This window comes from Flavobacterium sp. KACC 22763, assembly GCF_028736155.1.
Lineage (GTDB): Bacteria > Bacteroidota > Bacteroidia > Flavobacteriales > Flavobacteriaceae > Flavobacterium.
In genome coordinates this window covers 2,444,999-2,467,501 of record NZ_CP117879.1, presented here as the reverse complement: position 1 = coordinate 2,467,501, position 22,503 = coordinate 2,444,999, and the positions used below count along the sequence as shown (strand labels likewise).

Here is a 22,503-nt window from a genome sequence, read left to right as displayed (position 1 = left end):
ATAAAGGTGGTTAATAGTCAATTAAATAGTATGCAAAAGTTTATTTCTCAAGGGTAATTGTTTTGCCAGTAAAGTTGATTCTTCCGCTTTGAATGTCACTGGAACCATCTGGCTGTTTTCCGCCAACAAAAAAGGTGAACCAGCCGGGTTCTACAACGCGCTCTTTTTTCTTGTTAATCATAGAAAGCTGTCTTGGTGTAATAGTAAAAGTAACAGTCTTTGTTTCTCCTTTTTTAAGATGGATTCGCTCAAAACCTTCTAACTGGCAGATCGGACGTGGAGTAGAGGCTTTCTCGTCTTTCAGATATAATTCAGCCACTTCATCTCCGTCACGATCTCCAGTATTGGTAATGTCAACAGAAATTTTAAAATCTGCGTCAGAATTGAAATCTTTTGGAAGCTGTAAATTAGCATATTTAAAAGTCGTATAACTCAAACCAAATCCAAAAGGGTAAAGAGGCGTTTTATGGAAATAGCGATACGTTCTGCCTTCCATATCATAATTTTCAAATTTAGGAAGCTGATCTACCGATTTATAGTACGTAACTGGAAGCCTGCCCGCCGGATTGTAATCTCCAAATAAAACATCAGCAATCGCATTTCCGCCTTGCTGGCCAGGATATCCAGCTGTTAAAATAGCGGGTAGATTATCATTTGCCCAATTGATAGAAAGCGCGCTTCCGTTAATTAAAACCAATATTACGGGTTTTCCAGTCGCTTTAACGGCTTTCATCAATTCTTCTTGATTGGCTGGAAGATCCAGACTTGTTCGGTCTCCGCCGTTGAAACCATCTGCTTCCACTTTCATTTCTTCACCTTCCAAACGTTCATTCAGTCCTAAAACTAAAATTACAGCATCGGCTTGATTGGCAGTTTTCACCGCTTCTTGAATTAGGTTTTCCTGAGGTTCTGACCAAAATAATTGTGCAATCGCGTCTCCATAGAAGTTTTGGTATTTAACTTCAACTTTATATTTTTTACCTGCTTCTAAATCAATTTTTTGAGGACGAAAACGCGGATGATGGTTGTTTTTCCCTCCACTAGGCTTTCCGCCATTAATTTCAACAGTCATAAAAGGTTTTGACCATTCTGAAATATTATACGTTCCCGATTTAGGAACCGTAAGATAACCAGTCCATTTTACGCTGTAATTCCCCATTTTCAAACGAGGATCTGGCGTGTTGATGTCCCATTCAAAATCAATATTATCATCAATACGAGTAAAAAGAGGTTTTCCGTTCCATTCTTTATTGTCAAAATATTCGCCAATTAAACCTTGCGTGCCGTTTTCATTTTGAAAATATATTGATGGTATAATTTTCATTTCTGGAACTCCTTTAGCCAGGTCAGTTCCTTTTGCATATAAAACATTTGAATTCGGTTCTAATTTGTTTTGAATCCCTTTTAAAACAGTAATCGGATTGCTCGGAACTCCGCTGTAATTCCCCCATAAAGATTGGATATCATCTGCATTTGGCCCAATTACCGCGACAGTTTTGATATTTTTAGAGAGCGGCAGCGTATTGCTTTGGTTTTTTAAAAGAACAATACTTTTTTGCGAAGCTGTTCTAGCAAGAAAATCATTAGCCGTATTATTGTTGGTTGAAAACGGAATTTGGGCATAAGGAACAATCTCGTCCGGATCAAACATACCTAATTTAAATCTCGCTGTAAATAAACGTTTTACAGCAATATCAATGTCAGCTTCAGCAATTAATTTGCGGTCAACTGCTTCTTTTAAAGATTGGAAACTGCTTCCGCATTCCAAATCCAAACCGTTTTTTACCGCTAATGCAGAAGCGCCTGCAGCATCATTCGTAATTTTATGGTACTTCCAAATATCGGTTACAGCGCCGCAATCCGATACGATGTAGCCGTTGAATCCCCATGCATTTCGAAGAATATTAAAAAGAAACGGACTCGCACTAGCCGACTCCCCTCTAAAACGGTTGTAAGCGCCCATAACAGAGTAAACGTGTCCGTCTTTTACCAAGGTTCTAAACGCAGGAAGATAAGTTTCATACAAATCCACATCGCTTGTATTGGCATCAAAAAAATGACGGGAAGGCTCTGGCCCAGAATGCACGGCATAATGCTTGGCGGTAGCAACCACTTTCAAATACTTGTCATTAGTTCCTTGAAGTCCGTTAACGTAATTAAGACCCAATTGGCTCGTCAAGAACGGATCTTCTCCGTATGTTTCATGTCCGCGCCCCCATCGAGGGTCACGAAAGATATTTACGTTTGGCGACCAGAACGTCAATCCTTGGTACATTCCGTGCTGGCCTCTTCTTAAATATTCATGATGTTTCGCACGAGCTTCATCAGAAATGGCAGTGGCAACATCTAATATTAACTGGCGATCCCAAGAAGAAGCAATTGAAATAGATTGCGGAAAAACAGTGGCAAATCCCGCACGTGCAACGCCATGCAATGATTCGTTCCACCAATTGTATTCAGGAACTCCCAAACGGTCGATAGCAGGAGCAGAATCCATTAGTTGATTTATTTTTTCGTCCAATGACATTCTTGATACCAAGTCATTAACTCGCTGTTCTGTTGGCAGATTTGGATTTTTGTAAGGAAAATTTTCTTGCGAAAAGGCGGTTAAAGCAAAAAAGTGTAATGCGATAACTATGGATTTTCTTTTCATAGGTTTTGGAAAGTGTTAGATTTATTATTTTTCGATTACTGCTTTAAATAAAACAGAAATATGATTTTGCAGAGATTTAAAGAGGATAGACTATTAAATTGCTGACTCACAAAATTAGATTTTTATACTTTTAAAGATAGGATAAAATGCTATTTAAAGTATGATATAAAGCTTATTGCTAATGTTTTATGATTATTAATGAAGTGCGAAAGGGAGACAAATTACTATTTTTAGGGTGCTATTTTGCTGAAATAACGACTTCTTTTAGGACAGGAAAGGAATTTTGATATTTTTGCAATTCTCTTAATTTTATAAAGTTTGAAATGAAAAGAAATATACTTTTATTCTTTTTTTATTGGATAAGTATTTTGTGTTCAGGGCAGCCTTCCGGTACGTTGACTCATTTTGCAAACGATTTAAAGTTAAGACAATCACGTATTCTTGATATTCAACAGGATAAAAAGGGATTCATCTGGCTTTCTACCTTTAACGGATTGATTCGTTATGACGGAAGCAATTTTCAAAAATTCAGGGTAAAACAAAACGGATCTTTAAATTTAATTTCCAATCGTGTTTTCAAATTCAGATTTGATAACAGCGATCGAATCTGGATTCAGTCCGAGAAAAATGATATTTATTATTTTGATACCAGACAATTAAGTTTTCATTATCCAATAGAAGAAGGTCCGTTAAAGGCTGGCAATATTGCGTTTGTCGATTTTAAAGTGATGCCTTCTGGAAGAGTTTGGCTTTTTCCAGAAGATAAAAATTATGTAATCGCGTTTGAAGCCAATAGAAAAATTAGAAAAATAGCTTTTGACCCTGCAAAACGCTGTGGGAAAATCAGTGATATTTTTGAAGACAAACAGGGAACGACTTGGTTTTTTACCGAAGCAGGTACTTGCAGATTGGATAAATCTGGAGGAGAGCCACAATATTTCTTTTTTAATGGAAAGCCTTGCGTGTATAATACATTTTTAGAAACCAAAGAAGATATATTTTTTGGAGGAAACAAAGGAGAATTGGCACGTTACAACAAAAAAGCAACTACCTTTTTTGACTTACAGCTCAATATTAAAGAAGATATCATTTATACCGAACTTGTTGCCAATACTAAAATTTTTATCATGACAGCTGGGCAGGTTTTTTATTTTTGCGATCTCAAAACGGGAAAACTAGATGCGTATAGTAGCAAGACCTTAATAGGGTTTCCCAATAAAAAAATCACCTTTTTGGGATCCACACGTTCTAGACAATTTTGGTTTGAAGCTAGGGGTGAAGGCGTGTTTCAGTTTGATCTGTGGACCAAAAAGATAAAAAAAATGTCTGTTGATTACAGTGATTCTTCAACTGCTGGAGGGGAAAGAAAAAGTTTTCTGCTTACGTCTCCAAATGGAACAGTTTGGATTCAATCGGGCAATGCGCCATTTTCTTATTGGGATGAAAAAAACAACAAGTTGTCTTCTATAATTCGATGCATTAGCGAATCCAAAGAATCCGTTTCAGATTTGATGCATACTGCAATGTTTGACAGATTAGGAAATCTTTGGTTCTGTTCTTTTAAACAAGGATTAGATTTGGTAACATTCAGCAATAGTAATTTCTCTACTTTAAATCTTGATTCATCAAACGATCATCACAAGCATAATGTGAGAAGTTTGATGAAAGACAATAAAGGAAATCTTTGGGTAGCAAGCCGTAAAGAGAAAATTGCTTTGTTTGACATCCAGAAGAAGAAAATCGGATTTTTAGCTTCTGATGGAACTTTATCAGCGGCCGGACCTGGCTGGGGAGCAGATATTTACAGTATGCTTCAGGACAATAGGGGGAGAATTTGGATAGGAACAAGAGGAAACGGTTTGTTTTGTTTATTGCCAACAGAGCAGCCTTTCCGGTATAAAGTTACCCATTATAAAAATGACGAAAATAACCTTTACGGAATTAATTCTGATGATATTTTTAAAATTTATCAAGCCACAAACGGACAGATTTATATTGCAACTTGGGGCGGCGGTGTAAACATTATCCGCGAATCAAACAACGGATTTCAATTTGTCAATTTTAAAAATGAATTAAAAAATTATCCAATAAAAACAGCAGATAAAGTCCGTTCGATTGCAGAAAATAAAGACCACAAAATATTTTTTATTTCGTCGTATAAATTATTTTCTTTTTCGGAAGAAACTAAAGCGACAAGCAAAATAAAGTTTAATGAGTATTCTCAGGTTTCGGGAAATGATATTCTGGATATTTTAATAACGCATGATAATCAGATGGCGTTGGCAACCAATGGCATGGGGTTGATTTTAGCCGATTTGGATAAAAAGGGTCAGCTGAACGTAAAATCAATCTGGAACGAAATGGTTTCTTTCCCAGTCGAGGGAGTTGTTTCCATTGCAGAAGATAAGGCAGGAAAAATTTGGCTGATGAGTGACAATCAGATTGTGCGTTTTGATCCAAAGAATAATAGCGCGGAGACTTTTCCAGAATTAAAATCAATTATTGGAACAGAGATTTTTTCTGAGGCAACAAAATGCGAACTGCCAAATGGCGAAATTGCTGTAGGATATTCTAATGGCGTCATTTATTTCAAACCCGAAAACATCAAACCTTTTCATTTTAAACCATATTTAGCAATTTCTGGATTTTTGGTTAACAATAAAGAATTGCATGAAATAAATCCAGAAACTCCCAAAAATCCTGATTTGTTACAAGAAGTCACCTTGGAGCACAATCAGAATTTCTTTAAAGTGCAGATTTCAGCCTTGGATTATCTTAAAAGTGAAAATATCGTGTACCGCTACAAATTGGAAGGGATTGACAAGCAATGGAACTACATTAAAGGCGGACAATCTATTAATTATACCAATTTAGGCCGTGGAAGCTATACGCTTCTAATTTCTTCAACCAACGGACATAATCTATGGATGAATAATGAAAGGCAAATTAAAATTACAATTCGTCCGTCGATCTGGGGGACTAATTTTGCTTATTTCTGCTATTTGGTGCTAGCTGGAGGCTTGTTTTTCTTGATAAGAAGAGCCATTATCACTATTTTAAAACTGCGTAATGATGTGAAGTTGGAAAAACAAATGAGTGAGCTGAAACTGAAATTCTTCACTGATATTTCACATGAAATTCGTACGCCGCTTACTATGATTATAGCGCCGTTGGAGGTAATGCTTGCTGATGAAGATTTAAAAGACCCTACAAAAGGCCAGCTTCGAATTATAGAAAAAAGCAGCAATAAATTATTGAATTTGGTCAATCAGATTTTAGATTTGAGGCGAGTTCAAGATAAAAAACTTGCTATTCATGAAATAAATCTAAGAGAATTTGTTGCTCAAATGTGTGAAGATTTTGAAGAAATGAGTAATCAGAGCAATATAAATCTTAGTATTGATGTCGCTTCATCAAACCCAAAGATTTGGGCAGATCCAGATAGTTTGGATAAAATTTTAATCAACTTGCTTTCGAATGCCTTTAAATATTGCAGTAAAGGAGATTCGATTGAAGTAAAAGTGGAAGAATCAGAAAAACATGTGTTTTTGACTGTAAGCGATAACGGACCAGGAATTAGTCCGACGCTTCAAAAAAGATTATTTGTCCGTTTTTCAAATTATAATGAAAACTTGTCGAACCCAAGTACAGGTCTTGGATTATCTATAATAAAAGATATTGCAGACAAACATGGAGCGGAAGTTTTGGTAGACAGCACTCAAGGAAAAGGAAGCAGTTTTCAGGTTGCGTTTTTAAAAGGCTATCAGCATTTTAAAAATGATGTAGATATTTTGTTAGATGAAGCAGAAGAGCATTTTTCTAATGAAATGGATATGGATTTTGAATCTGAACTTGAGCAAGAAATAGCAACACCAGAAGAGATGAGAAGAGAGCAGCCTATTGGACTTGTGGTAGAGGACGATCCTGAATTGCGTGCGTTTATTGTTTCTATTTTGGAAAGCGATTATAAGATTTTTACAGCCGAAAATGGAGAGGAAGGGTATAATAAATCTGAAGAAATTTTGCCAGATTTTGTCATTAGCGATATTATGATGCCTGAGAAGGATGGAATCGAAATGCTGAAAGCAATTAGGGATAATTTGTCGATCAGCCACATTCCAGTTATTTTACTTAGCGCGAAATCATCGATAGGAAGCAAATTGGAAGGATTAGAATACGGAGCAGATGATTACGTTACAAAACCTTTTAATGTCAGTTTGCTAAAAGCGAGAGTGAAAAATGTTTTGGAACAACGAGCCCGTTTGCAGCAATTGTTTTCCAGCGGAAACACAATTGAGATTTTCAAAGAAGAACCGCTGCAAATCTCAAACAAAGACCAGAAATTTATGTTTCAGGTTATCGGATTTGTAAAAGAAAATATGTCTAATTCCGATTTTTCGGTTGACGAACTAGGAAAACTAATGGGCATGTCGCGCGCTAGTTTTTTCAACAAACTCAAAAGCACTACCGGAGCTTCTCCCGTTGTTTTTATTCGTGATATGCGATTAAGCGAAGCAGCGCGACTTTTAAAACAGGATGATTTATTAATAAAAGAAATCTGCTTTGAAGTAGGGTTTAATGATCTGAAATACTTCGGAAAATGCTTCAGATCCAAATACGATCATACGCCTGCTGAATATAGAAGACAATTTCGTTAATAGCAATTAAATATAAACTGCATTTCTTTTGAACGCAAGGTTTCGGGCTTAAGGTGTGTATTATTTTCAAAGTTTAAAGGCACAATCTTATTAAATATAACCCAAGGTTTCAACCTTGGGTTGCGAAGCTTATTTATTCCAATGGTTAATAATCACTGGCTAAAATTTCTTTCCAGCCAATTTCTCCGCAATCCTATTAAGCATAGTCCTAAGTTTGACCCATGGAGGACGAAAGTAGTAATCAAAGATTGATTATGATATCCGTTTTTATTTATGATATTTTTTTTGCATTAAATAAAAAAAGTAAGAAAAAGTTATCGAATTAATGGCGAGAGGTTCTGAAATAGCGATTTGTACCGTCCCGAAAAGCAAAAATTACCCCTTTTTGAGATTTGCTATTTCTAGTTTTGCTTCATAATCTTGATTGATTTTTAACTAACTAACTTTAAAACCAAAATTTATGAACCAAACTGACTTTAACATTCAACTTCCAATTTTGGACTGCTGTCCTAAAATGAATCCAAAGAAAAATTTTTATCATTTTTAAGCTTAGCAGATATGAAAATGATTAGAAACCTGATTTTTGGAGCTGGGATATTTTTTCTCTTAAATTCCTGCTCTAACGACGACTTTAAATATGAAAGCCATACAATTAAAAAACTAGATTTTCAATTAAACGGCGAACCTTGGAATTTAAATGTAGGGATCTCAACCAGACCTCTTTTTGTGTACAAAGAAAATGGAGAATATGCGGCAAATTACAGTTCGCTTTATCCTTTTTCGCTAGACGATGGAAAATACAAATTTTTAGCGACAGATTATCCAGAGCAAATGATTCCGTCTCCAACTAACCTTAACGAACTGATTGTTCAGCAGCCTGCATTGGCAAATCAGCCAGTAAATCTATCGGATGCAATGCCTTACGCTTCGCCTTTTGATGAGCCGTTAACGTTAAATATTATTACGAGAACGGGAATTCTTCGTTTGAAGACGTTAGATATTACTGCAGATAAGAGTTACACCACAATTAAAACTACGGTTTTGGTAAAAAGAAGCGGTTACAAAGTGGTTGACGGAACGTACATTAAAGAAGACATGTTTGTGACGAGGAGCAAAGCAACCTCGAGCGGCGGAATAAATTATACGGACGACTTTGTTTTATTTCAAACAGGTGAAGAAGCCAATAACGTTCGCGTCAAAATAGAATGTCTGAATCAGAACATGGAAGTGGTGAAGACCAAAGAATTGCAAACCACTTTTGCCATTGAAGCTAATAAGGTTACGAATGTCGATTTTCTTATAAATGAGCCTTAATAAACTTCTTTTCAAACAAACCAATACGAAATACGATTAGCCATTATTTGGATTAAAAAAATAATAAGATAGCCGTAAAAGGTTGTTGTTTTAATTTTTAATATTTCTTTTTATATGAATTCAAAGACAGGCTTATAATCCAATAAAAAATATTCTAGTTATGACTATAAAAAAATATATCTGGAGCATTTTGGCCGTACTGTTTTTAACAGGGGGTATTTATGCTCAGAAGCGTACAACCGTGAGCGGTTCGGTTAAGGATAACATGGCGGGTATTCCGGGCGCAACAATTATGGTAAAGAATGAAAATACCAATACCGTTACCGATTTTGATGGTAAATTCAGCGTAGCAGTAGCAGATCCAGAAACTGCTGTTCTAATCATCAAATTTGTGGGAATGAATGATGAAATTGTGCCCTTAAAAGGACGCACATCTGGCATTACGGTAACCATGAAAGAATCGAACAGCGAATTGAACGAAGTTGTTGTAATTGGTTATGGCACGCAAAAACGTAAAAACTTAACTGGAGCGGTCGCCAGTATAAAAGGAACCGAATTAGCAAAAGTACCGACATCCAATGTGGCGGAAGCCTTGACGGGAAGACTTCCTGGGGTTCAGGTTACAACTGTTGACGGTTCGCCAGGAGCAGATGTGAAAATTAGAATTCGTGGAGGAGGATCTATTACTGAAGACAACTCCCCATTAATTTTGGTTGATGGCTTTGAGGTGGCTAACTTAAATGATATTCCACCGACAGATATCGAATCTGTAGAGGTCCTGAAAGATGCAGCCTCTACAGCCGTATATGGAGCAAGAGGCGCAAATGGAGTAATTATTGTAACGACTAAAGTACCTAAAGCAGGAAAAGTAGCGGTAAACATTCATAACTACACGCAAATTAAAACTCTTGCCAATCATTTGGACGTTATGGATCCGTATGAGTTTGTTATGATGCAATATGAATTTGCACGTAAAAGCACTTCTAACCCAACTGGATTTTATAATATGTATGGCAGACCAAGCGAATTTTATATTTATAAAGGAAATAAAGGAACAGATTGGCAGGATGAAATTTTTGGAAGCAATCCGATTGCGAGATATACGGATATCAATGTAAGTGGCGGGAGCGAAAAAACAAAAATCAAATTTACGTTTGTAAACCAAGACCAGCCAGGTGTTTTGCTTGGAACGGGAATGCGCCAAAATTATGTTTACTTAATTTTGAATTCAAAATTAACCGACAATCTTACATTCGAATACCAAACGCGTTTAACCAATCAAACTATTGAAGGTTCAGGAACAGATGGAGTAAGTTTGCTTAGAGCTTTGCGTGAAGCACCAACGGCAGGGCTAGAAGAGTATATGACTTTACCTGAAGATAATACGTACTTCGATCCCGACGATTATGAGATAAAACCTCGTTTTAATCCATTTGAAGAAGCAGAAAAAAATTACCGCAATCGCACAACAAGAACATTTAATACTACAGGAGCTTTAACGTGGACCATCAAAAAGGGATTGACGCTTCGTTCTTCATTTGGCTATGAATATAAATATTCTGAAGATGGACGTTTCTGGGGTACAGATACCAAAACGGCATTAGAAAACAATAACCTGCCTCTAACGTATTGGTCAATGACGCAGTCGCCACGTTGGCAATTGAATAACGTATTAAACTACGGATTTAAAGTAAAAGAGCGCCACGATTTCCAATTAATGATAGGGCAAGAGATAAAAGATCAGGAAAGCTCAATTAAGTTTTTCCGCACGCGTTATTTCCCTGAAGATATTACTGGAGAAAAGGCTCTAGACAACCTGGCTTTGGGAACCCCTTTTGAAAATGGTTCAAATGCAGAATCTCCAAATAGAATTTCTTCATTTTTTGGAAGGGCCAATTACGGTTATGATGACTGTTATTTATTTACGTTTACTGTCCGTACCGACGGTTCTACAAAATTTGGTCCAGACAACAGATGGGGAGTTTTTCCTGCGGGAGCTTTTGCATGGAGAGTTTCAAATGAAAGTTTCTTAAAAGAGAGCCAGACGGTTTCCAATTTAAAACTTCGTTTAAGTTATGGAGCTTCTGGAAATGATAGGATCAAAGGCGATTTATATGCAAAATATTATGGCGTATCTAGAGACCGTTCTGTAGGATGGGGAGAAGAAAACCATTATTACTATAATTTTTATAACGACAAATATCTGAACAATCCAAATGTAAAATGGGAAACGACTTATACGGCGAACGTTGGTCTTGATTTTGGTTTTTTTAAAGAAAGGCTTACAGGAACTTTAGATTTCTATCACAATAAGGTAAAAGATTTATTAGTGCCATCTGATATTGCTTCGGTTTCTGGTTTTACCAAAATGATGACCAACGTTGGACAGACTTCTAATAAAGGTGTCGAATTTGCAATCAACGGAAGTGTGATTAAGAAAAAGGATTTTCAGGTTGATTTGACTTTTAATATTGGTTACAACAAAAACAAAATCGACAAATTGGCGAGCGGAGAGCAGGAATGGATTTTAAGTTCGGGCTGGGCAGGAACTCAATTGTTGAATGATGATGACTATCGCGCCTATGTAGGCGGGACAAAAGGATTGATTTACGGATTTGTAAACGATGGCTTTTATACCATGGATGACTTCGAATCTTTTGATGCCGTAACCAAAACTTGGAAATTGAAAGAAGGCGTTGCCAATTCAAAAAACCTTTCTGGCGATCCGGTTCCAGGAAATGCAAAGTTTAAGAAACTGACTCCTGTTGATCCTTCAGATCCTAATAGTTATGTAATTGGCGACAAAGACAGAAAAGTAATCGGGGATACTAATCCTGATTTTTCGGGAGGTTTTGGTGTAAATGCAGTTTGGAAAAACTTTGATTTAATGGCATTCTTCAATTTTATGTCAGGGTTTGATGTATATAATGCCAATAAGATTATGACGACTTCTTTCTACCAAAACAATCAGAATAATTTTAGTATGGATGTGGGGCTAAACAACCGTTGGAGAAATTATGATGATATGGGCAACGATCTTCGCTATTCACCAGAACAGCTGGCAAAACAGAACGAAAACGCTACAATGTGGAATCCAGTATCTCTCGGCCGTCCTATCGCAATGTCTTACGCTGTTGAAGACGGGTCTTTCTTAAGATTAAACACGCTGAGCATTGGTTATACCATTCCAAAACCAAACAGTTCAAAAATAGGATTCAGCAGAATTAGATTATATGCTACAGGAAGCAATTTGTTTGTTTGGACAAACTATTCTGGATATGATCCAGATATCAATCTGGAAACTGGATTAACCCCAAATATTGACTACAACGCTTATCCTCGAACACGTAACTATGCTTTTGGAGTGCAGTTGTCATTTTAATTGAATAATATTAAATCTCATGATGATGAATAAAAAGATAATATTTAGTTTTCTGATAGTTGTTGCGCTGTCCTTTACAGCCTGCGATGAATATCTAGATGTACAGCCTGGATCTGGCTTTACTCAAGCGGAAATTTTTAAATCAGAAAAAGACATTCAATCTGCTGTTGCGGGTGTTTATACGCTTATGCTGACCGATGACGCTTATGCAAACCGTCTTGCTTTTGTTTTTAATACGAATACGGACGTAGAAATGTCGGGAGTTTCTACCAATACAGTAAACGGAAACGGTTCTGATATTGCCTGTTACGATCCAAAGCCCTATTGGACAACTTTAAACGGCACATGGAGTGCAATGTATAAAATTATCAATGCGGCAAATGATGTAATTGAAGGAATTGAAAGCTCTGATTTGTATAAAGCAGATCCTAAAAATGCCCCTTCTAACATTATGCAGATGTATGGAGAAGTGAAAACGATTCGTGCTATGGTTTACTTAGACATGATCCGAATTTGGGGTGATGTAGTTTTTCGCACTAAATCTTCGACAGGAGATGAAAATTTTGCCGTTGGAACCACAGACCGAAATGTAATCCTTGAATTTCTAATTGACGATTTGAAGTCGGTTGAGCCTTTTATGAAAAATGCAAACGAATTGGATTATGGAGTGGAACGCGCATCTAGAAGTTTTAACCAAGGTTTGATAGGATTATTGGCGCTTACAAGAGGAGGATGGACTCTTCGCCCAGATGAAAACAATCCTGCAAGTATCGGACACATGGAAAGAGGAAAAAATCACGAGCAGTATTATGATATCGCAATCCAATATCTGGATAAAGTAATTCAAGGCAGACAGCATGATTTAAAATTAGGTTTTAGAGAATTCTGGATGAAGCAGAACAATTGGGAAACGCCGGTCAATGACGATGTTATTTTCTCAATCCCGATGCTGAAAAACTCCACGGGCGAGTACGGCTATTTTGCTGGAATTCCCATTGCAGAAGGGAGCCATCCTTACGGAAGCGCTTCAGGAACCCTTAGTTTATGCGGAGAATACCTTTATTCATTCGACAATAAGGATTTAAGAAGAGATGTTACCTGCGCACCGCTTTCTTATGATCAAAACTTAAATCAGGTAATTCGTCTGGATTTGGCACGTTTGGCAGTTGGAAAATGGTCTAAATTATGGATGAATGACCCACTTGGAAGCACAAGCCAAAAAGGAACCGGAATTAATTATTCTTGGATGCGTTTTGCAGATGTACTCTTAATGTATGCAGAAGCGGTAAACGAAAGATTTGGTCCTCGTGAAGACGCTAAGGAATGTTTAAGACGTGTGCGTAGAAGGGCTTTTGCACAAGGAGATTGGGGAACCAAAGTTGACAGTTATGTAATGTCTAAATCATCGCCAGATTTATTTTTTAAGGCTATAATGGATGAGCGCAAATGGGAATTTGGGGGAGAAAGTAAACGTAAATTTGATCTGGCGCGTTGGAATAAATTTAGTGAAGTGGTGTACAATCAGTATTTTAAATTGTACAATTGGGGGCGTGTAGCCAATGGAGCTTATGTTCCGGGCATCGACCAAGTTCCTGGAAGCGTTTATTATAAAAACATTCCAGATCCAGTCAATTCGGGCAGAACTATTTTGGATATCAAAGGGATTGATGAAATTCTTCAGGCTCGGCCTGCTGGTTATACAGAACTTCCATTTGCGGTAAGCTGGTATTCCTTAAACAATGAAACAGCAAGTTACGAACCAAGAAACGATATCAAATGGAGTTTCAGAGGATTCATCAATTACAATAATGCCGCGTCGGTATCTCCAACAGATCCGTTACGTTATTTATGTCCGTATCCTTCAAAGGTAATTACAGATCATAGAGGAGCTATTCAAAATTATTATGGATTTAATTTTTAAATCGTATCAAGCATGAAAAACTTTAGAAAAATACTTTATATACTATCTCTTATAGGGTTAATTGCCTGTGGAGAAGTACTGATATCTTGTGAGAACGATGAGTTTAAATATCCGCAAGAACTAGATTTATTTCAACCAAAATTTGTCCTTACCGCTCCTTTGGTAAAGGGAAATTCAATCGCCGTTGTATGGTATAAAGTCAATGATGCAGCTTCTTATACAGTTGAGCTGCATTTAGACAATTATTATAAGAGTTTGTACAAATCGTATACTACGACAGACACGCAAATTTTAATGGATGATATTCCCTATAAAACACAGTTTTATATAAGAGTAAGATCCAATCATACGATTGATGGCCATAATTCGCAATGGTCGTATGCGAATGCTTTAACAGAAGAGCGTCCGCCGTTTCAACCTATTTTGCATGAAGTGGAAAAGGTAAACATTACTGAAACAGAAGTTACTTTAAATTGGGATATTTCTTCAGAGAATCCAGTTGACAGTATTTCTGTAGCACCTGCACAATCGGCAGAGATTCCTGCAATAGGCCGCAAACTTACTTCGGCAGAAATTGCAAAAGGAGAAGCTACTGTTGTTGGCTTGGAAAAAAATACATTGTACAACGTAAATATTTTCGACAACAACAAACCGAGACGTTACGATAAGCCGTATAATCAGGTTTCTTTCCGTTCGGCAGGACCATCAGCTGCAACTATCATTGTTACAAAAGGCATGGATTTAGATGCATTATTAAGAACAAACAACGACGACCCTACCATTCCAGAAGGTACAGAATATTTCCTTGAAGCAGGTTCGCTGTTTAAAATTACGCCTTTCACAATCTCAAAAGGGTTTAAATTGATTGGAGGTACTCAAGGAGAGCGTCCTCAGATCGAAATGAACGGAAACTGGAATATTGCAGAAGGTTCTTATTTGACGGAATTGGCCTTTGAAAACATACGTTTCTACCAAACTATCGATGCCGGCTATTTCTTTAATAGCGGTACAGCGTGGAAAATAGATAAAATTACGTTCTATAATTGTGTTTTCAACTATTTCAAACGCGGATTCTGGAGACATCAAGGAAACGGAAAATACAAAGAAATTGGTGAATTAGATATGAGCTATTGTACATTCGATCAAGTCGGAGGACATACAGGACCTTACGGAACGTTTGTTTTTGGTTCTGCCGGAGCAGATAACGTGAAGAAAGCCAAATTCTCGAATTGTACTTTCATGAGAGATTATTATCAGACTACGGACAAGAACAGAAACTTTAAAAACTTGTTTGATTATGGAACATCAGCTTATCCGATTCAGTTGGAATATCAAAATATTACGCTTTATGATTACGCATACAATAGATCTTTAATCAATATTCCGAATGCTGTGGGATCTACTTTGATCTTTAAAAATGTATTAGTGGCATCTGCTTGCGGTAAAGTAATCCAAGCAATTGCCGCCAATACGCCAACAACGTATGCAAATAATTATACAACCACTGAATATCTGTTAGGCGCCGCTGCAATTCAGGGAACCGAATTAGGTATCAGTGCACAAAATTTATTTGTTGATCCTGCAAATGGCAATTTGATGATTAAAGATTCAAATTCTCCAATTGTAACCAATAGGGTAGGAGATACAAGATGGTTGCCATAAGTTTAAGTTTTGTTAATTAAGTGGTTTCAGTACTTATATGAAGTATCCTTGTGGTTGAGGATACTTCAATGTACTGTCTTTCGCAATAGATGAAAATTAGCTTAGAAAAATAGCTCCGAATTATATTATAAAATCAATAAAATGAAATTCAAACAATTACTACTCGCTCTAGCATTATTTTGGTGTTTAGCAGCAGGTGCACAAGGCTGGAACGCTGATTTAGGAAACGGAAAATACAAAAACCCAGTCTTGCATGTAGATTATTCTGATCCAGATGTTTGCGAAGGAGAAGCTGGTTATTACATGACAGCATCTAGTTTTAACAGTGTTCCCGGACTTCCTATTCTACATTCCAAAGATCTTGTAAATTGGGAATTGATTGGATATGCATTGCAAAATCTAATCCCATTAGAACATTATCGCACCGTTCGTCACGGCGATGGCGTTTGGGCTCCTTCTATTCGGTATCATAATGGAGAATATTTTATTTATTGGGGAGATCCTGATTTTGGAATATTTATGGTTAAAACTAAAAATCCAGCAGGTGTTTGGGAAGCACCCGTTTTAGTAAAAGAAGCCAAAGGAATCATAGATACCTGTCCGTTTTGGGATGAAGACGGAAAAGCCTATTTATCTTATGCTTTTGCAGGAAGCCGTGCCAATGTGAAAACAGTTTTAATGCTTTCTGAAATGACTCCAGACGGAACCAAATTAATTGGAAACTCTTCGTTAGTTTTTGATGGACATAAAGGGCATACCACTGTTGAAGGTTCAAAAATGTACAAACGTGACGGTTATTACTGGGTTATGGCTCCTGCAGGAGGCGTAAAACCAGGATGGCAATTGGCAATGCGTTCTAAAAATGTATGGGGACCTTATGAATTTAAAGTGGTTTTAAACCAAGGAGATTCTCCTGTAAATGGACCACATCAGGGAGGTTATGTCGAAACGCTTAATGGAGACGGATGGTTTTTACACTTTCAAGATCGCTGGGCTTATGGACGGGTTGTTCATCTGCAGCCTGTGACTTGGAAAGACGGTTGGCCAATTATGGGAAAAGATGCCAACAAAGATGGAATTGGAGAGCCTGTCATGCAATGGACCAAACCAAACGTAGGCAAAAATTATCCCGCAACACCATTGGTTTCTTCAGACGAATTTAATAGCCATCAATACGGATTGCAATGGCAGTGGCAGGCCAATCAGAATCCTGCGGAACATTGGGGATGGTCATCTGCAAATCTTGGTTTTTTGCGTCTGAATTGCATTCCGAGAAAAGAAGCAAACAAAACCATGTGGATGATGCCGAATCTGTTATTGCAAAAATTTCCAGGTGCCAATTTTACGGCAACAGCAAAATTGACTTTCGAAAATAACCCAGATGCAGGAGTATGCAGCTCAGGTTTGATCGTATTTGGTGAAGATTACGCTTATGTAGCAATTGAACAGGATAAGATGGGCAATTTGAATCTGGTGCAGCGTTCGCTAAAAAGTGCGAGAACATCTAAAGAATTAGAAAAAGAAGCGGCTTCTATTCCTATAAATAAAAAAGAAGTGAGTTTACGCGCCAAAGTAGAAATGGTTCAGAATAAAGAACCTTTTGATGCTAAAGTTACTTTTTATTACAGTGTGGACGGAAAGAATTTTAAAAAGCTAGGAGAATCATTTAAGCCATCCGCAGGAAGATGGGTTGGTGCTAAAATCGGACTTTTTGCAACAGGTTCTAAAACTATTAATGACAGCAGTTATGCCGACTACGATTGGTTTAGGATCGAAGAAAATTAAGAGATATGAAACATAAAATAAACTATTGCTTTATTGTCTTATTTGTTGGTTTGGTTTCTTTCGGACAATCAAAGCAAATAGACAAAAAAGAAGTAGCGCCAATTGACTGGGCAAAAAAAATGGCTGATTCAGATCAGAAACGAGTTCCAAATCCTGTGTTTTTGGATGGTGTAAAATATCCGAAATGGAATTATACCAATGGTTTAGTAGCACTAGCTAATCAAAAACTTTATGAGTATAGCAAAAATCAGAAGTATTGGAATTACGGACTTTCTTATGCGGATCAATTAATTGATAAGGATGGAAATATTCAAGGCGGATATGAAATCGAGAAATACAGCCTGGATCTTGTAAATTCAGGAAAAATACTTTTTGAGATTTATCAAAAGACCAATGATCCGCGCTATAAAAAAGCGATGTACGTATTGCACAAACAATTAGAAGAACATCCGAGAAATTCAGACGGCGGTTATTGGCATAAAAAAAGTTATCCGTGGCAGATGTGGCTGGACGGCGTTTATATGGCGGATCCTTTTTCTGCGCAATACGGAAAAGCATTTAATGATTCAAAGGCAATTGACGATGCGATTCTGCAAGCAGAACTGATTCAGAAACATACTTTTGATGCCAAAACAGGTTTGAATTTTCATGGTTATGATGAAAAACGCGCTCAATTCTGGGCAGACAAAACTACTGGGACTTCATCGCATATTTGGGGACGCGCACAAGGCTGGTATTGCATGGCTTTGGTTGATATTCTAGACTTTGTTCCAGAAAATCATTCCAAAAGAAAAGATTTAATCAACATTGTAGAAAAAGTTTTTGATGCTGTTCTAAAAGGGCAAGATTCTAAAACTGGAGTATGGTGGCAAGTAATGGATCAGCCGGGAAGAAAAGGCAATTATCTGGAATCGACTTGTTCCACGATGTTTGTGTATTCATTTTCAAAAGCGTACAACAAAGGTTATGTTGGCAAAAAGTTCCTGAAATCGGCACAAAAAGGATTTAACGGAATTCAGAAAGAATTTATACAAGAAAATCCAGACGGAACCATATCGATTACAAAATGCTGTGCCGTTGCAGGATTGGGCGGTAAAAATCCTCAAGACCGAAACGGTTCTTTCGAATACTATATTTCAGAACCTATAAGAGAAAACGACGCCAAAGCAGTTGGCCCTTATATTCTGGCTGGTATCGAATTGCAAAAGTTTCTAGACAAAAAATAATCTTTCAAAATTATAATGAATTATGATAAAAATTAAAAGGACACTTCTTTTAACGGCATTTCTTCTAATGGCATTATCTGGTTCTAGCCAAAAAAAGGGAGGTTCAAATAGGCCTGATGCCTCTTTGAAAATTCCTTTCAAAATGCCAGAAGTTCAAATTCCGAAGTTCAAAAGTGATACGCTAAATATTGTTGATTTTGGCGCAGTTCCAAATACAGAACAGCTTTGTACCAATGCTATTAATTCGGCAATTGAAAAATGCTCTAAATCGGGTGGCGGAGTGGTGCTAATTCCCGCGGGTCTATGGACAACAGGACCAATTAAGCTGAAAAGCAATGTAAATCTTCATACTGAAAATGGTGCTTTTGTTTCTTTTACGAGTGATTTAAAACAATATAAACTGATAGAATCTTATTTTGAAGGAAATAAAGTGATTCGCTGCGAATCGCCTATTATGGGCGTTAATTTAGAAAACATCGCCATTACAGGCCAGGGCATTTTTGACGGCAACGGTGCTGTGTGGAGACCTGTTAAAATCGGAAAAATGACGGCTGGACAATGGAGCGATTTAGTGAATTCTGGCGGAGTTTTGTCTAAGGATGGAAAAATCTGGTATCCTTCAAAAGGCGCTTATGAGGGGAATGAAGAAAGAAGCAAATTGCCTAAAAAGGAAACTGTGGAAAATATGGAACCTTACAAAGAAGCTCTTCGCCCTGTTATGGTAAGTTTGGTCAATTGCAAGAAACTGCTTTTAGATGGCGTTACCTTTCAAAACTCTCCTGCATGGAATGTCAATCCGTTAATGTGCGAACATCTTACTTTACGCAACTTAACGATTCGTAATCCGTGGTATTCTCAAAATGGAGACGGTTTGGATTTAGAATCTTGCAGAATCGGAACGGTAACCAACTGCCGTTTTGATGTTGGGGACGATGCCATTTGCATTAAATCTGGAAAAGATAAAGAAGGAAGGGACCGTGCAAAACCAACAGAATTATTTGTAATTACAGATTGTGTGGTGTACCACGCACATGGAGGTTTTACTATTGGAAGCGAAATGTCGGGAGGCGTTAAAAATATATACGCTAAAAATCTAACATTTAACGGAACAGATTGCGGACTTCGCTTTAAATCGGTTCGAGGCCGTGGCGGTGTAGTGGAGAATATTTGGATGGAAGACATTCGTATGAATAATATTCCAACAGACGCCATCAACTTCAACTTATATTATTTCGGAAAATCATTATCTGAAGACAAAGAAACGGGAGAAGTAACGGTGGCCAAAGAACCAATTACGGAAGAAACACCTGCCTTTAAAAATATGTATTTCAAAAACATTTCTGTAAACGGTGCGGCTCAGGCTTTAAAAATTATGGGAATTCCAGAAATGCCAGTTGCCAATATTGAATTTGAGAATATGATAATCCGTTCAGAAGTTGGTGTTCAGTTAAATTATGCAAGCAAAATCGCTTTTAAAAACCTTGATTTGAGATTAGCTAAACCTGGAATTGCAATGAGTTTTTCAAACTGCAAGAATGTGAGTTTGGATGGACTTAAATCGACTGGAGAAAATCAGATGTTTTGGGTTGGAGGTTTAGAAACAAAAGATATTTCATTAAAAACAAATGGAAATAAAATAGTTCTGAATAAAGACCTAAAAGTTTTAGAATCCGTAAAAGGTGAGGTTAGAGTAGTAAACTAAAGAAAAGACAATATGATACTATTCAATTTTTTAGCTGCTTCGGTTTTCTTTTTGAATTTTTCATTTAGAAATGAATCCATAGATCAAATGAAGGAAAATTCAAAGGAAGTCAAATCCAGTGATTTCATAGTGGATGCTAGTGGAAAAGGAGATTTTAAAACTGTGCAAGAAGCTTTTAATGCGGTAGCATTGTCTAAAACCTCACAAACTAAAATTTTTGTAAAAAATGGTATTTACAAAGAGAAACTAGAATTGGCTTTAAATAAAAACAATATAACGCTGATTGGAGAAAGTAAAGAAAATGTAATACTGACTTATGATGATTATGCTTCAAAATCGAATGGTGAAGGAGGAACAATCGGAACTTCCGGATCAGCGAGTTTTATTGTCAGCGGAAATAGTTTTACAGCTCAGAATATTACGTTTGAGAATTCATCTGGTCCAGTTGGGCAAGCTGTTGCTGTAAGAATCGATGGAGATAAAATCATCTTCGAAAATTGTAAATTTTTAGGTTTCCAAGATACTTTATATCCGAGAGAAAGCAAAAGCAGACAATATTATAAAAATTGTTATATAGAAGGAACAACGGACTTTATTTTTGGTGGTTCAACCGCAGTTTTTGAGGATTGTGAAATCTTCTCCAAAAAAGGAGGTTCTTATATTACTGCTGCCAATACACCAGAATCAAATCCATATGGTTTTGTTTTTCTTAACTGTAAACTAACGTCAAATTCTGGAGATAGCTCTTATTACTTAGGAAGACCTTGGAGAAATTATGCTAGAACTGTATTTCTGAAATGCGATATGGGTTCGCACATAAAACCGCAAGGCTGGCACAATTGGGGAAAACAAGAAGCAGAAAAAACAGTCTTTTATGCCGAATACCAATCAACAGGAGCAAATACAGCATCCCGTGTCAATTGGTCACATCAGCTTTCCGTAGAACAGTTTAAAAGGGAATATTCGATGAAAGCAATTTTCAATGATTGGAAACCGAATTAAGGTATTTAGAATTCATCTTTTGGAATTGACAATCAATTTAATAAATAAGGAATGAAGTTTCAAATTAGAAAATTTAAAGCAGTGTTTATTTGGGTTTGCATCTTATTTCTTCAAAAGATGAATGCACAATATCTGGAGGGACTTACTCAAGTTAGGGATACTTCTTTCAATAACAAAAGCGCTTACAAGAAAACGGTAAAGTATTTCCCAAACACGACTTTGGTTCCCGAAATGCATTTTGATGATGTTGTGCAGAAGAACGATATTGTGTACTGCAGTTACGGTAAACGCAGAATGAAACTCGATGTTTTTTTCAATAATAATAAAAAAGAAAAACAAACAGCCATTATTCTTATTCATGGAGGAGGATGGCGATCTGGAAGCCGAGATCAACACCATCAGATGGCGCAGAAATTAGCAAGTATTGGTTATGTTTGTTTTACACCAGAATACCGGCACTCTACAGAAGCGCTTTTTCCGGCAGCGATTTATGATCTCAAAGCTTCGATTCGCTGGGTAAGAGAAAATGCCGAAAAGTATAATGTAAATCCTGATCGAATTGTTTCTCTCGGATTTTCTGCTGGAGGACAATTAGCTGCTTTTATGGGCGTAACGGGAAATATGCCTTTGTTTGAAGGAGATATAACCAATTCAAAATCCAAATCTCAAATAAATGCGATAGTTGATATCGACGGAACGTTATCGTTTGTTCATCCCGAAAGCAGTGAAATGAAAGACACTAAAAATTTTGGCGCAAGTGCGCAGTGGATTGGGTATTCCATGAAAGACAACCCGCAACTTTGGGAAACTGCTTCTCCTTTGTCTTATGCAAACGCTTCAGCTCCACCGACATTATTTATCAACAGTTCGATCCCGAAAATGCATGCTGGCAGAGATGATTTCAGAAAGATTTTAACTGAGAACGGAATCTATTCTGAGGTTCACGAATTTGAGAATTCACCGCACGCTTTTTGTCTTTTCAATCCGTGGTTTGAACCGACAATTCAATACATAGATCAATTTTTAACTAAAGTTTTTAACTAAAGCAGAATTATTGAACCAAAAACGCATTGGCAAAACCGGAACTGTTTCATACGCGTCCAATTTTTTTTAACTGATAATTAAAATTTATAAACTATCAATAGGATTTGAAAAATAGGAAAAAAACCTTTTGAAATTATTACTAACTAAAACCATA

The 22,503-nt window shown here is 36.9% G+C and carries 11 protein-coding genes; 10 read left to right on the top strand and 1 reads right to left on the bottom strand.

Annotation, left to right across the window (positions count from 1 at the left end):
* Positions 1-40: 40 nt before the first annotated feature.
* On the bottom strand, positions 41-2,653 hold the full coding sequence (locus tag PQ463_RS09940; RefSeq protein ID WP_274257600.1) for a beta-glucosidase: 2,613 nt from the start codon (positions 2,651-2,653) through the stop codon (positions 41-43).
* 323 nt (positions 2,654-2,976) lie between these two features.
* On the opposite strand from PQ463_RS09940, the gene PQ463_RS09935 reads away from it, so the two are divergent.
* From PQ463_RS09935 to PQ463_RS09890, 10 genes are all read left to right on the top strand, one after another.
* A complete protein-coding gene (locus PQ463_RS09935) occupies positions 2,977-7,311 on the top strand; it encodes a hybrid sensor histidine kinase/response regulator transcription factor (RefSeq protein ID WP_274257599.1) in 4,335 nt (1,444 codons plus the stop codon).
* 558 nt (positions 7,312-7,869) lie between these two features.
* The gene (locus PQ463_RS09930) at positions 7,870-8,625 is read left to right on the top strand and encodes a hypothetical protein (protein WP_274257598.1); all 756 of its coding nucleotides are present in this window, start codon (positions 7,870-7,872) and stop codon (positions 8,623-8,625) included.
* 160 nt (positions 8,626-8,785) lie between these two features.
* Positions 8,786-12,007 carry a SusC/RagA family TonB-linked outer membrane protein gene (locus PQ463_RS09925; RefSeq protein WP_274257597.1) on the top strand — a complete coding sequence of 1,074 codons (3,222 nt, stop codon included), beginning with the start codon at positions 8,786-8,788 and terminating at the stop codon, positions 12,005-12,007.
* 25 nt (positions 12,008-12,032) lie between these two features.
* Complete coding sequence (locus tag PQ463_RS09920; protein ID WP_274257596.1) at positions 12,033-13,928, top strand: RagB/SusD family nutrient uptake outer membrane protein; 1,896 nt, start codon at positions 12,033-12,035, stop codon at positions 13,926-13,928.
* A 12-nt stretch (positions 13,929-13,940) separates the two neighbouring features.
* Complete coding sequence (locus PQ463_RS09915) at positions 13,941-15,590, top strand: DUF5123 domain-containing protein (protein WP_274257595.1); 1,650 nt, start codon at positions 13,941-13,943, stop codon at positions 15,588-15,590.
* A gap of 141 nt (positions 15,591-15,731) precedes the next feature.
* Positions 15,732-17,375: a glycoside hydrolase family 43 protein gene (locus PQ463_RS09910; RefSeq protein WP_274257594.1), complete on the top strand. Its 1,644-nt coding sequence runs from the start codon at positions 15,732-15,734 to the stop codon at positions 17,373-17,375.
* Positions 17,376-17,380: 5 nt separating this feature from the next.
* Positions 17,381-18,601 (top strand): glycoside hydrolase family 88/105 protein, encoded by a 1,221-nt coding sequence (locus PQ463_RS09905; protein ID WP_274257593.1) that lies wholly within the window; start codon positions 17,381-17,383, stop codon positions 18,599-18,601.
* A 22-nt stretch (positions 18,602-18,623) separates the two neighbouring features.
* Positions 18,624-20,303 (top strand): glycoside hydrolase family 28 protein, encoded by a 1,680-nt coding sequence (locus PQ463_RS09900; protein WP_274257592.1) that lies wholly within the window; start codon positions 18,624-18,626, stop codon positions 20,301-20,303.
* Between the two features lie 12 nt (positions 20,304-20,315).
* A complete protein-coding gene (locus tag PQ463_RS09895; protein WP_274257591.1) occupies positions 20,316-21,305 on the top strand; it encodes a pectinesterase family protein in 990 nt (329 codons plus the stop codon).
* A 117-nt stretch (positions 21,306-21,422) separates the two neighbouring features.
* Positions 21,423-22,349 carry an alpha/beta hydrolase gene (locus PQ463_RS09890; protein WP_274257590.1) on the top strand — a complete coding sequence of 309 codons (927 nt, stop codon included), beginning with the start codon at positions 21,423-21,425 and terminating at the stop codon, positions 22,347-22,349.
* Positions 22,350-22,503 lie beyond the last annotated feature (154 nt).

What these genes read in the sequence shown, in the direction of transcription:
- PQ463_RS09940 (WP_274257600.1), bottom strand. Translation starts at nt 2,653, where the DNA reads ATGAAAAGAAAATCCATAGTTATCGCATTACACTTTTTTGCTTTAACC.
- PQ463_RS09935 (WP_274257599.1), top strand. Translation starts at nt 2,977, where the DNA reads ATGAAAAGAAATATACTTTTATTCTTTTTTTATTGGATAAGTATTTTG.
- PQ463_RS09930 (WP_274257598.1), top strand. Translation starts at nt 7,870, where the DNA reads ATGAAAATGATTAGAAACCTGATTTTTGGAGCTGGGATATTTTTTCTC.
- PQ463_RS09925 (WP_274257597.1), top strand. Translation starts at nt 8,786, where the DNA reads ATGACTATAAAAAAATATATCTGGAGCATTTTGGCCGTACTGTTTTTA.
- PQ463_RS09920 (WP_274257596.1), top strand. Translation starts at nt 12,033, where the DNA reads ATGAATAAAAAGATAATATTTAGTTTTCTGATAGTTGTTGCGCTGTCC.
- PQ463_RS09915 (WP_274257595.1), top strand. Translation starts at nt 13,941, where the DNA reads ATGAAAAACTTTAGAAAAATACTTTATATACTATCTCTTATAGGGTTA.
- PQ463_RS09910 (WP_274257594.1), top strand. Translation starts at nt 15,732, where the DNA reads ATGAAATTCAAACAATTACTACTCGCTCTAGCATTATTTTGGTGTTTA.
- PQ463_RS09905 (WP_274257593.1), top strand. Translation starts at nt 17,381, where the DNA reads ATGAAACATAAAATAAACTATTGCTTTATTGTCTTATTTGTTGGTTTG.
- PQ463_RS09900 (WP_274257592.1), top strand. Translation starts at nt 18,624, where the DNA reads ATGATAAAAATTAAAAGGACACTTCTTTTAACGGCATTTCTTCTAATG.
- PQ463_RS09895 (WP_274257591.1), top strand. Translation starts at nt 20,316, where the DNA reads ATGATACTATTCAATTTTTTAGCTGCTTCGGTTTTCTTTTTGAATTTT.
- PQ463_RS09890 (WP_274257590.1), top strand. Translation starts at nt 21,423, where the DNA reads ATGAATGCACAATATCTGGAGGGACTTACTCAAGTTAGGGATACTTCT.